The following is a 14,810-nucleotide window of genomic DNA, read 5'->3' as shown; positions in this document are numbered from 1 at the left end:
GCAGATTTATTTGGGTCTGTCGGGGTGGCTGGCTTAGTTCGTTACCGTCATGCTTGCCAGATCCGCAGCGAGGGTTTCCAGCGTAGGCCGCACGATCAAAAGCGCCGGCGCGCCTTCGGGTGCAGACAGGCCAATGCGGTTATGCCAGATAGTCGGCAGCCCCACTTTCGCTGTGCCAAATAGGTCTTAGGCCGAACCCGCCACAAATACCGCATGACTCGCATCGACGCCCAGGGTGTCCAGCGCCAGGCGATATGGCGCCGGGTCTGGCTTATAAAACCCGGCTTTCTCCGAGGTTATGACCACGTCAAACGGGATCCCCAGCACATCCGCCGCGATGTGGCCCAGCCGCTCCGAACAGTTGGTGACGATGCCGAGTTTGTAATGAGACTTGAGGAATTCGAGCACCGCTTTCGCTTCCGGCCAGGGCTGCAACTTTCCTAAACGCGCGTCCAGCTCCGCTGCTGCGTGCTTACTCAGGCCGACTTGCAAAGCGGCCTCTTCGACCAGCGTTTCATACGGGCGATAGCGGCCGCAGCCGTAGGTCGCCTTCAGATAGGCCATGCGCCAGGTGCGACCGAGCGCTTCGGATCCGGCGACGGAGCTCTACAGGGCCCATGAGTCCAGCAAGGCGGTCAGTAGATCGAAGAGTACGAGTTTGATGGGGGGTGTTGGATGGAGGGGTGATGGGGTGTCGGTTGTCATTGTTGTTATTCCTGAGCGGAGGGGTGGCGTGCGGAGGATGCACAGCCAGCGCGCGGGATCGGCGTCATGGGCGTCTCTGCGAGTGGTTCCATTCTGGGGCCGTGAATAATTGGGGAACTGCACACAATCTTAACTCTTATGACTGAGCGTTGATTGTGACAGAGGTCACTCTGAGCGGCTTCTGGACAAATCACGTTATAAGACTGATCTGCAGCGTAGAAACACGACAAGGTCACCCTGATAACGCCGGGCTGCTTGAGAATGTAGGTTTGTGCAGTGCCTAGAACGAACGTGAGTTGCGAATTTTGGATGCCGACGTCCGACGCGGGAGCGACGTCCAGAGGGCAGGTCGATTATCGATCTGCCCATCATGAAAAATTCGAGCAGCTACTTTCGCCAAGCTAGGGTAAGTCGCATGAGAAGCGTCAACTATTTGGAACATCTTTCTTTTGAGAATCGCTCCTTCTGCTACGTCCAAGGATCTCATCCGAGATCAAGCCGAGAGAGGACACTCTAGACCGCTCAGGCGTCTCAGCGAGTATCCTCTCAAGTTCATCTTCGCCAAAATCTGCCAACATCTTGAAAAGCTTGGTTTGGGCGCTTACACGTGACTTTAAATTTGAAGCAGAGGCTCCGTGACGCTCGAAAAACCGCTTTAAATCCTTAAGCTCAGGAAGAAAGGTTCTATTATCAAATCGCTCAGAGAGCTTCTTGAGGCTAGCAGCTTTATTATCTCTGCCAATCAAAAATGACTCTATATTGAATTTGCCTCCGATTTTCTTCTTCCTAGATATCGCGGCCTCCTTGGCAACACGCAGCCTCTCAATCTCCCTATACAACTCGTCTTCGGAAACCCCGACCCGATTAGCGATTGCAGTTAACACAGCTGCTTTGCCATGCCTTAATAAAATCAAACCAACATCAATTTCAACAAGTTCTTTAGCAGTCATTTACTTAAAACCTATAGACTTGAAAAACTCTTCAGAAAAAGAGGCAAACTGCTGTTGAACATTTCCCCTCACATAGCTAGTAGAGCCAATAGGAGTGCCTTCACGAGCAGCTTTAGCATAGGACCGTGAGTATCTGACATGCGTTCCGTAAACATGCCATGAGTTTTTGACAGCTTCCTCCATTACCTCTGCAACTGACGCATTGGTTTCGGGGCCATCAGAATAAGATGAAGAATGATTGAAAACTATCCCGCATATATCTAATGCGTGATCGCTATTTTCCTCTTTGAACTGAAGAACCGAATTAGCGAGCAACGGCAAACCGATGGTTGCCAAGAATTCTGGCTTAACGGGAACAAGCGCATAACGACTGGCGTAATACGCGGCATCAGTGAGTATCGATTCGGTTGGTGCGCAATCAATAAGTATCAGGTCATAGTTATCACTGACTAAAGCAAGAGCCTTGGCAAGCTTTCTTTCCTTACCTGTTGGATTTTTCAGCGTATTAGACAACTCTAAACGACTTGGAATTAGGTCAAGTGTTGTGCCATTCCAATAGCCAGCTTCCTTTATAATTACGTCATGAATACTAGCTTTTCTCGGACTTGGCGAACTAATGGTAGGCGGAAGATACTGCTCAAATAAATTAACTACTGTCGGCTTCTTCTTATTGAGGTGATCTACGTACCCCCTAGCCCCCATGATCGCCTGACTTAGATTTGATTGAGGATCCAAATCAATTGCAAGGGTTCTCAGGTTTTTTCTATCAGCAGCATGCGCCAATTGCGCAGCGAGAGTAGTTTTGCCAACGCCGCCTTTCATATTTATTAAACTTACAGAAATAGCTACCACTGCAACCTCGACATCCAAGAGTCACACCCCATCTCCATATGGGTCAGGGCGACAATTTTTGATTATGTCTGAGCAGACTGAGGCTGACCAGCATCAATACTGATGAACGCCATCAAACGGTCCAGCGAGTCCATTGCTATGTGGTCCCGAAAATAAATAATTAGGGACTAAGGCTATAAAAAACAAAGACATACATTCGGAACAACCGCGCATCATTGATATGAAATAACTGGAACGTGCCAGATTTCAAGATTTTTTTGCTGCGAAAATCCCTGCAGAGACGAGGGACTTGGAGAGAAGGTGCGTTATGGAGGCAACCCCACCAGCCACACCCCGGCACACAATGTTCCCGCTGTGGCTGCTGCCTTCCGGCTCTGACCAGGTTCACGGGTAATCGTTGCGGGGGGACCGATGGGGTCACCATAACGACGCTCGCCAGTGGCGAGCCGCGCCATTGTACCGGTCTCGCGCGAAGTTACAACCTCTTGTTTCAGATTAAGATTTTGAGCGTCGTCAGCCCCTCGCCGCCTGCGCGATGCAGCGGCTGAGGGGCCGAATGCGGCACAATGGCGGCTGCATTTTCACCTCCCTCCAGCAAGTGGCTCGCCCCCTGCCCGGCCCCGCCGGGGCACAAGACACAGGAACCACCGATGCATTTCGCGCTCACCCCATACGAATCCCTCTCCCCCACGCAACAGCGCCAGTTGCTGGAGATCGAACTGCTCCCCGAGCAGATCCGCCACGTCGGCGACATTCATGGCGGCCTGCACACGCTTACTGCACGTCCCGTCGTCGACCGGCAAGGCTTCGTGCTGCTCATCGACGACATCCCCCGGGGCTTTTTCGTCCTCAAGCGCAGGTCGCTGCTGCCGGACTGGGCACGTGACCGCCCGCGCATCACCACCACATTGCACGCGCTGATGATTGATAGAGGGCTTCAGGGGTTGGGACTGGGCAAGCGTTGCCTGCGCGCGCTGCCGGGGTTGGCGCGAGCGTTATGGCCAGACACGGAGCAATTGATGCTGGCCGTGGAGGCCGGCAATCACCCGGCGCGCCAGCTTTACCTGGCGCTGGGTTGGCAGGATTTGCCCGAAAGCGATGCGGCTTACGCCAGCTTTGAGCGGTTGATGCTGCTCACGCTGTAACGCTCAATGGGCCAGTGATCGCAGCTGCCGAACCTTGCGGCGGCGCTCGACGTTCATCCAGTGTTCGAGGGCGGTGCCGGTCATGGGCCGCGCGACGAGGAAGCCTTGCACTTCGTGGCAGCCCAGTTCGCAGAGGATTTCGTAGACGCCTTCGGTTTCCGCGCCTTCCGCGACGACGCGATAGCCGAGGCGCTTTGCCAGATCGACAATGGCTTCCACCAGGCCGCGGTCCTTGTCGTTGCTGTCGATGTTTTCCACCAGCGACTTGTCGAGCTTGACCGTGGTGGCCGGCAGTTGTCGCAGGTAGGTCCAGTTGCTGTAACCGGTGCCGAAGTCATCGATGGCGATGTCGATGTTCAATCCACGCAGGCGCTCCAGCTGCAGGCGGGTCACTTCAGGGTTGTCGCACAAGGCGCTTTCGGTGAATTCAAGCTCGAAGCCGCTCGGGTCAAGACCGCTGACTGACAAGTGCTCGAACAGCGCGTCGCTGAACGATGAGTTCGCGAGGTCGATCGCCGATACGTTCATCGCCACTTTGAAGGCATAGCCCTGGGCCTGCCAGATCGCCGCTTGCGCAACGGCCTTTTTCAGCACCCACAGGCTGAGGGAGCGAATCAGCGCGGTCTTTTCCGCCAGGGGAATGAATTCCATTGGGCTGATCGGGCCCAGCATGGGATGTTGCCAACGCAGCAGCGCTTCGACGGTCACAATGCGGCCGGTCGCCACTTCCAGCCTCGGCTGATAGACCAGCGACAGTTGATCCGGACTGCGCACCGCCTCGGCCAGCGCGGCCAATAGTAGAAAGGCTCGTTGCTGGGCGAAGTCCAGATGGGGCTCATACCAACGCCAGCCCGTCGATTTGCCCCGGGCTTCGTCCGCCGCGCTGACCACCAGCCGAATCCAGTCGCGCTCATCGCAGCGGTCCAGGCCCAATGGCAGCACACCGATGCCGACGTCCATCTGAATGGGAATATTGCGGCAGATCAGCGGCTGACGAAAATGCTCGAGCAACTGGCGAAACACCCTCTCGGCCTGCTCGGGGCGGGCATGACGGGTGATCAGCGCGATGCGCGTGGGGCTGACTTTGTACAGCGCGGTGTCGGCAGGCAACTGGCTGCGGCAGTTATCGATCATGCAGCGCACCAGTTCCTGGGCAAAGCTGTAGCCCAGCGCCTTGACGATGCTGTCGAGGAACGCCGGTGCGACCATGTCCAGCGCGACCAGCGCGTATTTGCGGCGATCGTGCAACGCCTCCAGATCCTCCTCAAGACGCAGGCGATTGAACAAACCCGTGGGCTGATCGACGAAGCTGGCACTGCGCAGGTTATTAAGGCGCTTCATCACCAACTGGCCGTACATTTCCAGCATGGCCTGGTCGCGCGGATCAAGTTGCGGCCGGGGCGTGCTGTCAATGATGCACAGCGTGCCGAGGGCAAGACCATCGGCGGTCACCAAGGGCACGCCGGCATAAAAGCGGATGTGGGGCTCCCCGGTCACTAGCGGGTTATCGCTGAAGCGCGCGTCAAGCATCGCGTCAGGAACCTGAAACGCCTCATGGCTGAGGATGGTGTAGGCACAGAAAGCGATATCGCGCGGCGTCTCGCGCTCCTCAAGGCCTGCCCGTGCCCGAAACCACTGGCGGTGCTCACTGACGATGGAAACGAGAGCGATGGGGACCTGGAAATAATGGGTCACCATCGAGACGATGTGGTCGAGCACATCGTCAGCCGTCGCATCGATGAGCCCCATGTGGGTAATGCGTGAAAGCCGGGAACGCTCGTTTTTGGGCAGTGGAGCACTGGTGGCCATAACTGAAATCCCTTCTAGACCGCTTCGCCAACCGCTTCGCCAGTAGTATCAAAACGATATGTATAGGGAAAATAGCACCGCTTTTTGCGGTGTGCAGGGGTCGCGGACAAGCGGTGAATCCCTTTCACCGCTTCGTACGGATCGCTTTTTTTCACGCACTCACATGAGTGGTTACTGCACTTGCAGGACCTCATCGGCCTTGCCGCCCGCGCCCTGTATGACCAAATGGATGAAATGCAGCTTGGTGATGACGGCTGGCGGCAACACGAACGGATAGAAATCCGCCTGCCCCATGGCGCGGGACAACTCGTTGAGCATGCCGGCCAGTTCGATCCACGCATTGACGAACGCCAGGAACGCCGGCCCGCCCGGATGCTGAGGGTCGTACAAGGTTTCCAGGGGGAACGGCTGGTAGTCGAGGTCCATGTCCCGAGCGCTCATGCCCAGGCTGAGTGCGGTGTCGACGGCGTCCATCATGTGCAGGTAATGCGCCCAGGTTTCGGCCCAGTCTTCCCACGGGTGCATGGTCGCGTAGGCGCTGACGAAACTCTGCTGCCAGTCAGCCGGCGCGCCGTTCTGGTAGTGATGATCAAGGGCGTCGGCGTAGCTGGCACGGTCATCGCCGAACAGGTTACGGAATCCGTCCTGCCAGTAAGTATCGGCGATCAGGCGATCCCAGTAGTAATGCCCCACTTCATGACGAAAGTGTCCAAGCAGCGTGCGGTAAGGTTCGTGCATCTGCACGCGAACCTTCTCACGAATGGCGTCGTCCGCTTCTTCCACGTTGAGGGTGATCAAGCCACTGGCGTGGCCGGTGGTTGGCAGGTTGCCTTCCAGGTCGACGCCGAGGAATTCGAAGGCCAGCCCGCGCTCTTCATCCACGCTTTTCGGGATGACCTGAAGGCCGAGGGTGATCAACTGCGCCACCAGCCGACGCTTGGCGGTCTCGATCTTGCCCCAGCGCTCGGGGTTTTCCGGCACGGACAGGTCGGGGATGGTCTTGTTGAGGCTACAGGCGATGCAGAAGTCGCCGGCGTTCAGCGCCGGAAATATCCAGTTGCAGGCCGCCGCAGTGTCCAGATTGGCACAACGACGGTAGAGCCCGGCCTGGGGCTCGTCGCTGAGACGCCAGGTTTGCGCTTCGGGGCCCGGTTCCAGCGCGGCGATCTTGCTCTGCTCGGGCAGATAACCCAGGGCCGCCGAACACGCCAGGCACTGGCTGTTGCGGAAAAACACCGACTGCCCGCAATGGCACTGCCAGACCTTGCTGTTGCGCTTGCTTTCGCCGGCGAATGGCGCCGCGATCCGTGTGCTGAGTTGCTCGAAGAACTGGAACATGGCGATATCCTGATGGGGCTGCAAGCACTAGATCGTCAAGGATGACGGGGGTTCCGTGGGATTTTCTTACTCTTGGGTCCCGCTTATCGGCGGGACTACTTCACTCAGGTCCAGATCCGGGGACCCGCCTAACGGCGGGCATTTCGCCTTCGGCGAGTTACTTGGAAAAGCACCCCAAGTAACCAAGGGTGCTTGCTCTCGGTTTGGCCCGACTTCGTCGGGTTCCCTCACTCCGACGACGCTCCGTGGGCCCGCGCCGAACGGACATCCATGTCCTAGCGGCGCTCTCGCGGCATCCATGCCGCTCGGCCCACTCCGCGTCGTCTGCGTTCGGCCTGCACCAAAGTCGCGTTTGGCGGTGTCTGGGATTTTTGTGCATGAAGATCAAAAGCAGATCTAGAGCGGATCAAGGGTGGATTGAGGGAAGATCAAACGCGAAGGACTTGTGGGAGTGAGCTTGCTCACGAAGAGATTGGTACATCCACCGGATTTCTAGTGTTTGAAATACAGCATTCGCGAGCAAGCTCGCTCCCACAAGGAGGAGGTGCGATCAGCAAAATTGTTGGCGCCTGAACCGGCCTCTTCCCGGCTGAAGCCGGTCCTACTGAGACATTGCATGCGTCCAGTGGGATTGGCTCTGACTGTAGGACCGGCTTCAGCCGGGAAGCTGTTGATCTGCTTTGAAGCGCTTTTGATATTCATACGCAAATGGCTCAAACACCGCAAATCGCGACTTGGGTGCAGGCTGAACGCAGGTCTCGCGGAGTGGGCCGAGCGGCATGGATGCCGCGAGAGCCGCCCCCCGCCATGGATGGCGGATGGCGGCGGGCCCACGGAGTGAGACCGAAGTGAAGGAACCCTGACGAAGGAAGGGCCCAACCAGGAGCACAAGCCCTTAGTTACTTGGGGCTTTATCAAGTAACTCGCCGAAGGCGAAACAGTCTGCCCCCAGGCAGACGCACTTGATCTTGACCTAGCTGACCTCAACGCCATGTTGCTTCAGGAACCCCACAAACGCCTCTTCGTCGAGCACCTTAAGTCCCAGCTCATTGGCCTTGGTCAACTTCGAGCCCGCCCCCGGCCCGGCCACCACCGTGTGGGTCTTCGCCGAGACCGAGCCGGACACCTTCGCCCCCAGCCCCTCCAGCTTCTCCTTCGCCACGTCCCGGCTCATCAACTCCAGCGAACCGGTCAGGACCCACGTCTGCCCGGCCAGCGGCAAGCCCTCCACCACCTTCTTCTCGCTCTGCCAGTGCATGCCGAAATCCTTCAGCTGCTGCTCGATCGCCAACGCGCGCTGCGCCTGCTCTTGGACATCAAAAAACGCCCTCACCGCCTGCGCCTGCTTCTCCGGCAGCGTCTGCCGCATATCCAGCCAGTCCGCCTTGACGACCGCCTCAAGGGTGCCGAACTTGTCCGCCAGCTTCTGCGCCGCACCCGGCCCCACCGACGGAATATTCAACTTGTCCAGCATGCCGCCCAAGGTCGCGCTCGCCGCGAACTCCGCGCCCAGATCGCCCGTGTCCTGCAGCTGCATCTGGCATTCGCCGAGCAACGCGCCGATCACGTTCTGGTTGTGCTCGTCCTCGAAGAAACTGTGAATCTCATGGGCAACTTCCAGCCCCACGTCCGGCAGATACGTCAGCACCTCCGGCAGCGCCACAATCACTCGATCCAGCGAACCCAATGAACGCGCCAGCACCTTGGCCGTCTCCTCGCCCACGTCCGGAATGCCCAGCGCGTAGATGAAACGCGCCAGCGTCGGTTTCTTGCTGTCATCAATGGCTTTGAGCAGCTTCTTGCTGGATATCTCGGCAAAACCCTCCAGATCGATGATCTGCTCGTACGTCAGCTTGTACAGATCGGCGGGCGAGCCGATGAGCTTCTCGTCCACCAGTTGCTCGATGGTCTTGTCGCCAAGCCCCTCGATGTCCATCGCCCGGCGCGAGACGTAATGGATGATCGCCTGCTTGAGCTGCGCCCCACAGGCCAGACGGCCGACGCAGCGATACACGGCGCCTTCGCTGATGGTTTCCTTGCCCTTGCTGCGCTTGATCAGTTGCGTGCGCTCGACCTGTGAGCCGCACACTGGGCAGGTCTGCGGGATCTCGACGGCGCGCGCGTCTTTCGGGCGGCGCTCCTGGACGACCTGCACCACTTGCGGGATCACGTCGCCCGCGCGGCGGATGATCACCGTGTCGCCGATCATCAAGCCCAGACGCGCCACTTCGTCCATGTTGTGCAGCGTCGCGTTGGCGACGGTCACGCCGGCAACTTTTACCGGTTTCAAACGGGCGACCGGCGTGACGGCGCCGGTGCGGCCGACCTGGAATTCCACGTCCAGCAGCTCGGTAAGTTCTTCCATGGCCGGGAATTTGTGGGCAATGGCCCAGCGCGGTTCGCGGGCGCGGAAACCCAGCTCACGCTGGGCGGCAATGCTGTTCACCTTGAACACCACGCCGTCGATTTCGTACGGCAAAGACAGACGTTTCTCGCCGATGTCGTGGTAGTACTTCAGGCAGTCTTCGATGCCGTGGGCGATTTTCATCTCGCGGCTGATGGGCATGCCCCACGCTTTGAGCTGCTCCAGGTTGCCGGTGTGGGTGTCGGCGATGTCATGGGACACCTGGCCGATGCCATAGCAGCAGAATTCCAGCGGGCGGTTGGCGGTGATTTTCGAATCCAGTTGGCGCAGGCTGCCGGCGGCCGCATTGCGCGGGTTGGCGAAAGTCTTGCCGCCGATTTCCAGCTGGCTGGCGTTCAGACGCTCGAAGCCGGCTTTGGACATGAACACTTCGCCGCGCACTTCGAGGGTGTCCGGCCAGCCCTTGCCGTGCAGCTTGAGCGGGATATTGCGCACGGTGCGCACGTTGACGCTGATGTCTTCGCCGGTGGTGCCATCGCCGCGGGTGGCGCCGCGAACCAGCGCGCCATTCTGGTAAAGCAGGCTCACCGCCAGGCCGTCGAGTTTCGGCTCGCAGCTGTATTCCACCTTCTTGGAGGCAGCGGGCAGGTCCAGGCCCTCGTTGACCCGACGATCGAACTCGAGCATGTCGGTTTCTTCGAAGGCGTTGCCCAGGCTCAGCATGGGGATTTCGTGGCGCACCTGGGTGAACGCCGACAGGGCCGCGCTGCCGACACGCTGGGTCGGCGAGTCCGGGGTCACCAGATGCGGGTTCTCCGCCTCCAACGCTTTGAGCTCGTGGAACAGCCGGTCGTACTCGACGTCCGGGATGCTCGGCTCGTCGAGGACGTGATAGCGGTAGTTGTGCTGATCAAGCTCAGCGCGCAGTTCAAGGATGCGGGTTTCGGCGGCTTTCATAGGTGTGTTCTCGAAATGCAAAAGAGCAGCCGAAGCTGCTCATTTGGTGATGCTTGAATCTGTGGGAGCGCCAATCAGCGACGCTGGGTCAGGGCGCGGCGTTCGAATTCGACGATGCGCTGACGGTAATGCTCGATGGTCTGCGCGGTCATGACGCTGCGCTGATCATCTTTCAATTCCCCGTTCAGCTCATGGGCCAGTTTGCGAGCGGCGGCGACCATCACATCAAACGCCTGCTTCGGATGACGCGGCCCTGGCAGACCCAGGAAGAAGCTCACGGCGCGGGTGCTGAAGTGGTCGATATCGTCCAGATCGAACACGCCCGGCTTGACCGCATTGGCCATCGAGAACAGCACTTCGCCGTTGCCGGCCATGCTTTCGTGACGGTGGAAAATGTCCATTTCGCCAAAGCGCAGACCGCTTTCCAGAATGTTCTGCAACAGTGCTGGACCTTTGAAGCCGCTTTCGTCCCGGGAGATCACACTGATCACCAGCACTTCTTCAACCGGCGGCAGGTCCTTGTCTTCGGTGATGCGCTGGTTCGGCTTGTCGTCCGGGAAATCATCGTCGCGGGCACTGAACAGGTCAGGGCCGGCGCTCAGGTTCAGGTCGCCCTGATGCGGCTCGTCCTTGCGCTTGCCGCGTCGCGGTTCACGATCGGCGCGCTCGCGGGGCGCTGCACTCATCGTCGGCAAGTCGTGCTCGTCGAGTTTCGGTTCTTTATGGGTGTCCAGAACGCGCGCAGGGCCCAACACTTCGGCGGACGTCGGTTCGTCGTCGTCCGGCAGGTTGGATAAGCTGCGGTCCAGTCTGAATTTCAATTTGCCCTTGCCGCCGCGCATACGGCGCCAGCCGTCAAACAGAATACCGGCAATGACAATAATGCCGATGACGATCAGCCACTCTCGCAGACCGATTTCCATGTAGTCCCGTGCCTCTAATAAAATTCTGAAAATTAAGGGCGTCAAACCCCTTTAAAACGTGGAGCCAACTCTATGTTCTGAATGGCCTTTTACCCACGCGAAATGGAAAAGTGGACATTAAGCTAGCACGACCAAAGGCAACTTTACACCGTCTGTTACATCTGGCAGGTCACAAGCATCTGTCACGCTGCGGCGGTGGTTCCTGTACTGGACGCCCGTGCGCCACTTTTCCCTGCAAATCTGCATGATCGCCACGCGATCAACTGCGCATCCCGCTATGACTCCACCAGCGCCATCGCCTCCTCTACGTCCACTGCCACCAGCCTCGAACAACCCGGTTCGTGCATGGTGACGCCCATCAACTGGTCAGCCATTTCCATGGCGATCTTGTTGTGGGTGATGTAGATGAACTGTACGGTCTGCGACATCTCTTTGACCAACCGGGCGTAGCGCCCCACGTTGGCGTCGTCCAGCGGCGCATCGACTTCATCGAGCATGCAGAACGGCGCCGGGTTGAGTTTGAAGATGGCAAAAACCAGCGCCAGCGCGGTCAGGGCTTTCTCACCCCCGGACAGCAAATGGATCGTGCTGTTTTTCTTGCCGGGAGGACGCGCCATGATCGTCACCCCTGTATCGAGTAAATCTTCGCCCGTCAGTTCCAAATAAGCGCTGCCGCCACCGAAAACTTTTGGAAAAAGTGCCTGAATTCCGCTGTTTATCTGATCAAAGGTCTCTTTGAAGCGGTTACGGGTTTCCTTGTCGATTTTGCGGATCACGCTCTCCAGCGTGTCCAGCGCTTCGACCAGATCGGCGTCCTGGGCGTCCAGATAGCGTTTGCGTTCTGACTGCTGCTGATACTCGTCGATCGCCGCGAGGTTGATGGCACCCAGACGCTGAATCCGCGCGGCGATGCGTTCCAGTTCTTCTTCGGCGTCTTTCTCGTTGGCTTCGGCGGTCAGGGTCGCCAGCACGCCATCGAGGTCGTAGCCGTCTTCGTGCAATTGCTCCTGAAGCGCCTTGCGTCTTACGGTCAGGGTCTGCCATTCCAGGCGCTGCTGCTCCAGTTGCCCACGCAACAGCGCCGATTGCTGCTCGGCCTGGTTGCGACGTTTCTCGGCCTCACGCAGTTCGCGGTCGGCGTCTTCCAGGGCGTTCTTGGCGGTACGCATCTCTTCGTCGACGACCATGCGCTTTTCCAGCAGCTCTTCGAGCTTCATGCGCAGTTCTTCAAGCGGCGCGGCGCCCTCCTCCAGGTTCAGGCTCAGCTGCTCGCGCTTCTCGGTCAGGCGCTCGGATTGCATCTCCAGCCGCTCCAGGGCCTGGCGCGTGGAATCATGCTGCGCGCGCAGCGAACCCAGGCGCACGGCCAACTGGTTGGCGTGGTCTTTATGCTGGCGTGCTTCCTGACGCACCCGGTCCAGGCGCTCGCGCAGGCTGTCGCGCTGGGCCAGCAGCAACTCGCGCTGTTCAGTGTCCAGCGCCATGCTGTCGAGGGCGTCCTGCAATTGCAGGCGGGATTCGCCGAGGGTTTCCTGCTCCATGGCCCGCTGTTCGGCGAGCTCGGTCAATTCTTCGTCGAGCCGTGTGCGGCGCAGGGTCAACTGCTCGACCTTGGCTTTGGCGGCGGACAACTGCGCCTTGAGTTCGCTCTGCTGACGGGCTTCGTCCTGCAGGCGACGGCGCAATTGCTCGCGGTTGTCTTCCTGGGTGCGTTGCTGCTCGCGCTGGGTCGACAGCTGCTCGTCCAGCGCGGCCAACGTCGCTTCGCGTTCTTCACGCTCGGCTTCCAGACGCTGCAATTCCTGCCCCCGCGCCAGCACGCCGCTTTCGGCCTCGCTGGCGCGGCGCACACGGAGAAAATCCCGACCGACCCAGTAGCCGTCGCGGCTGATCAGGCTCTCACCGGCGTCCAGTTGCCCCCGCAGCGCCAGCGCATCGTCGAGGGTTTCAACGGGTTTGACCTGGCCCAGCCAGTGGGTCAGATCGACCTGCGTGTCGACCTTGTCCAGCAGGCTGCCGGGGATGCGCGTGACGTCCGCGCCAGCCTTTACCAGACGCAAGTCGCCCTGACTGAATCCGGCCAGATCGAGCCCGGCGAAATCGTCCACCAGCACCGCATTAAGGTCGGCGCCCAGCACGGTTTCCACGGCCATTTCCCAGCCGGCCTCGACCCGCAGCCCTTCGGCCAGACGCGGACGCTCGCTCAGTTGATGGTCGCGCAGCCACTCGGCGGTGCCGGTGCCGGGATCGAGTGCCGCCTGTTGCAGGGCTTCCAGCGACGCAAGCCGGCCGTTCAACCGCTGCAGATCGCCTTGGGCCTGTTGTTGCGATTGGGTGGCCTGTTGCAGATCGACGCGCAGTTGCTCCAGGCGCTCGATCAGGTGTTCTTCTTCGGCGGTCAGCTCTTCAAAGGCCATTTCCCGCGCGGCGAGGTCTTCGCTGAGTTCGAGAATCGCCGCGTCTTCCGGGTCGGCCGCGAGTAATTGACGCTCTTCGCCCAAGCGCCGCTGACGCTCGGCCAGTCGTTCCAGGCTGGTTTCCAGCTGCTGGATGCGCGACTGCTGCACTTCCGCCTGCCGCCGGGGTTCGGCGGACGTGAGGTTGAAGGCGTCCCACTGTTCCTGCCAGCCATGCATGGCGGTTTCGGCGTCTTCCAGCGCGGCGGCGGATTCTTCGGCAGCGGCGAGGGTGATTTCCTGCTCAGGCTCGAGCATTTCCAGCTCTTCGCCGAGGGTCGCCAGCAGCGTGCGGTCGTGACCCAGATGGGATTCGGTTTCCAGCCGCGCACGCTCGGCTTCGCGCAGGTCGTCCTGCAACTGCCGCAGGCGTTGCTGACCGTGCTGGATACTCTGCTCGACCCGGGCGATGTCGCCGCCCACGGAGTAGAAACGTCCCTGCACCAGGTTGAATCGCTCGGACAGGTCGTGATGACCGTCGCGCAGGCGTTCGATGGCGGCGTCGGCGCTGCGCTGGTCGGCGACCAACGACTCGAAGCCGACCTCCTGATTGCCGATCACCGATTCGCGCTGCGCGACCTGCTCGCTCAGCGCCTGCCAGCGCAACGCCGACAGCTGCGCCTTGAGCTGACGCTCTTCGGCCTTGTATTCCTGATACTTCTCGGCGGCCTGGGCCTGACGCTGCAGACGCTCCAGCTGCCGACCCAGTTCTTCGCGCAAATCGGTCAGGCGCGCCAGGTTCTCGTGGGTGCGGCGGATGCGGTTTTCGGTGTCGCGGCGGCGCTCCTTGTACTTGGAGATGCCCGCGGCTTCTTCGATGAAATTGCGCAGGTCCTCGGGCTTGGCTTCGATCAGCTTGGAGATCATGCCTTGCTCGATGATCGAGTAGCTGCGTGGGCCCAGGCCGGTGCCGAGAAAGATGTCGGTGATGTCGCGGCGACGGCATTTGGTGCCGTTGAGGTAATAGCTGTTCTGGCTGTCGCGGGTCACTTTGCGGCGGATGGAAATTTCCGCGTAGCTGGCGTATTCGCCGACCAGGGTGCCGTCGGAGTTATCGAAGACCAGCTCGATGCTCGCCTGGCTCACCGGTTTGCGGCTGGTGGAGCCGTTGAAGATGACGTCGGTCATCGACTCGCCGCGCAGGTTCTTGGCCGAGCTTTCGCCCATGACCCAGCGCACCGCGTCGATGATGTTGGATTTGCCGCATCCATTGGGGCCGACCACGGCCGCCATGTTGCTGGGGAAGTTCACCGTCGTCGGGTCGACGAACGATTTGAACCCGGCCAGCCTGATGCATTTGAGGCGCATGA

At 59.6% G+C, this 14,810-nt stretch carries 9 protein-coding genes and 1 other RNA gene; 1 reads left to right on the top strand and 9 read right to left on the bottom strand.

All coding sequences use genetic code 11. The features are described from left to right. Positions 1-186 precede the first annotated feature (186 nt). From IFT47_RS27400 to ffs, 4 genes are all read right to left on the bottom strand, one after another. Positions 187-564, bottom strand: coding sequence for an HAD family hydrolase (locus tag IFT47_RS27400; RefSeq protein WP_197984079.1), 378 nt, complete (start codon positions 562-564; stop codon positions 187-189). Positions 565-1,130: 566 nt separating this feature from the next. Beyond that, complete coding sequence (locus IFT47_RS22675; RefSeq protein ID WP_192174201.1) at positions 1,131-1,655, bottom strand: hypothetical protein; 525 nt, start codon at positions 1,653-1,655, stop codon at positions 1,131-1,133. Further along, entirely contained in the window at positions 1,656-2,525 is an 870-nt protein-coding gene (locus tag IFT47_RS22670) for a ParA family protein (protein ID WP_197984078.1), read from the bottom strand. It abuts the gene before it with no gap. Positions 2,526-2,824: 299 nt separating this feature from the next. Then, positions 2,825-2,921: signal recognition particle sRNA small type (gene ffs / locus IFT47_RS22665), an RNA gene on the bottom strand. Between the two features lie 236 nt (positions 2,922-3,157). Here ffs and IFT47_RS22660 point away from each other — a divergent pair. After that, on the top strand, positions 3,158-3,652 hold the full coding sequence (locus tag IFT47_RS22660) for a GNAT family N-acetyltransferase (protein ID WP_192174200.1): 495 nt from the start codon (positions 3,158-3,160) through the stop codon (positions 3,650-3,652). A gap of 3 nt (positions 3,653-3,655) precedes the next feature. On the opposite strand, the gene IFT47_RS22655 is transcribed toward IFT47_RS22660, so the two are convergent. The 5 genes from IFT47_RS22655 to smc form a co-directional block, all read right to left on the bottom strand. Then, positions 3,656-5,461 carry a putative bifunctional diguanylate cyclase/phosphodiesterase gene (locus IFT47_RS22655; RefSeq protein WP_192174199.1) on the bottom strand — a complete coding sequence of 602 codons (1,806 nt, stop codon included), beginning with the start codon at positions 5,459-5,461 and terminating at the stop codon, positions 3,656-3,658. A gap of 171 nt (positions 5,462-5,632) precedes the next feature. After that, positions 5,633-6,799: a zinc-binding metallopeptidase family protein gene (locus IFT47_RS22650; RefSeq protein ID WP_192174198.1), complete on the bottom strand. Its 1,167-nt coding sequence runs from the start codon at positions 6,797-6,799 to the stop codon at positions 5,633-5,635. A 973-nt stretch (positions 6,800-7,772) separates the two neighbouring features. After that, entirely contained in the window at positions 7,773-10,121 is a 2,349-nt protein-coding gene (gene ligA, locus IFT47_RS22645) for an NAD-dependent DNA ligase LigA (protein ID WP_192174197.1), read from the bottom strand. Positions 10,122-10,195: 74 nt separating this feature from the next. Then, a complete protein-coding gene (zipA, locus tag IFT47_RS22640) occupies positions 10,196-11,044 on the bottom strand; it encodes a cell division protein ZipA (RefSeq protein ID WP_192174196.1) in 849 nt (282 codons plus the stop codon). Positions 11,045-11,319: 275 nt separating this feature from the next. Continuing rightward, a complete protein-coding gene (gene smc / locus IFT47_RS22635; RefSeq protein ID WP_192174195.1) occupies positions 11,320-14,808 on the bottom strand; it encodes a chromosome segregation protein SMC in 3,489 nt (1,162 codons plus the stop codon). Positions 14,809-14,810: the final 2 nt, after the last annotated feature.

Origin of the sequence: Pseudomonas sp. CFBP 13711 (assembly GCF_014842265.1) — a bacterium.
In the GTDB taxonomy this organism is placed as follows: domain Bacteria; phylum Pseudomonadota; class Gammaproteobacteria; order Pseudomonadales; family Pseudomonadaceae; genus Aquipseudomonas.
The sequence above is the reverse complement of the archived record's forward strand: the minus strand, read 5'-3'. Positions and strand labels throughout refer to the sequence as shown.

What these genes read in the sequence shown, in the direction of transcription:
- IFT47_RS27400 (WP_197984079.1), bottom strand. Translation starts at nt 564, where the DNA reads ATGGCCTATCTGAAGGCGACCTACGGCTGCGGCCGCTATCGCCCGTAT.
- IFT47_RS22675 (WP_192174201.1), bottom strand. Translation starts at nt 1,655, where the DNA reads ATGACTGCTAAAGAACTTGTTGAAATTGATGTTGGTTTGATTTTATTA.
- IFT47_RS22660 (WP_192174200.1), top strand. Translation starts at nt 3,158, where the DNA reads ATGCATTTCGCGCTCACCCCATACGAATCCCTCTCCCCCACGCAACAG.
- IFT47_RS22655 (WP_192174199.1), bottom strand. Translation starts at nt 5,461, where the DNA reads ATGGCCACCAGTGCTCCACTGCCCAAAAACGAGCGTTCCCGGCTTTCA.
- IFT47_RS22650 (WP_192174198.1), bottom strand. Translation starts at nt 6,799, where the DNA reads ATGTTCCAGTTCTTCGAGCAACTCAGCACACGGATCGCGGCGCCATTC.
- ligA (WP_192174197.1), bottom strand. Translation starts at nt 10,121, where the DNA reads ATGAAAGCCGCCGAAACCCGCATCCTTGAACTGCGCGCTGAGCTTGAT.
- zipA (WP_192174196.1), bottom strand. Translation starts at nt 11,044, where the DNA reads ATGGAAATCGGTCTGCGAGAGTGGCTGATCGTCATCGGCATTATTGTC.
- smc (WP_192174195.1), bottom strand. Translation starts at nt 14,808, where the DNA reads ATGCGCCTCAAATGCATCAGGCTGGCCGGGTTCAAATCGTTCGTCGAC.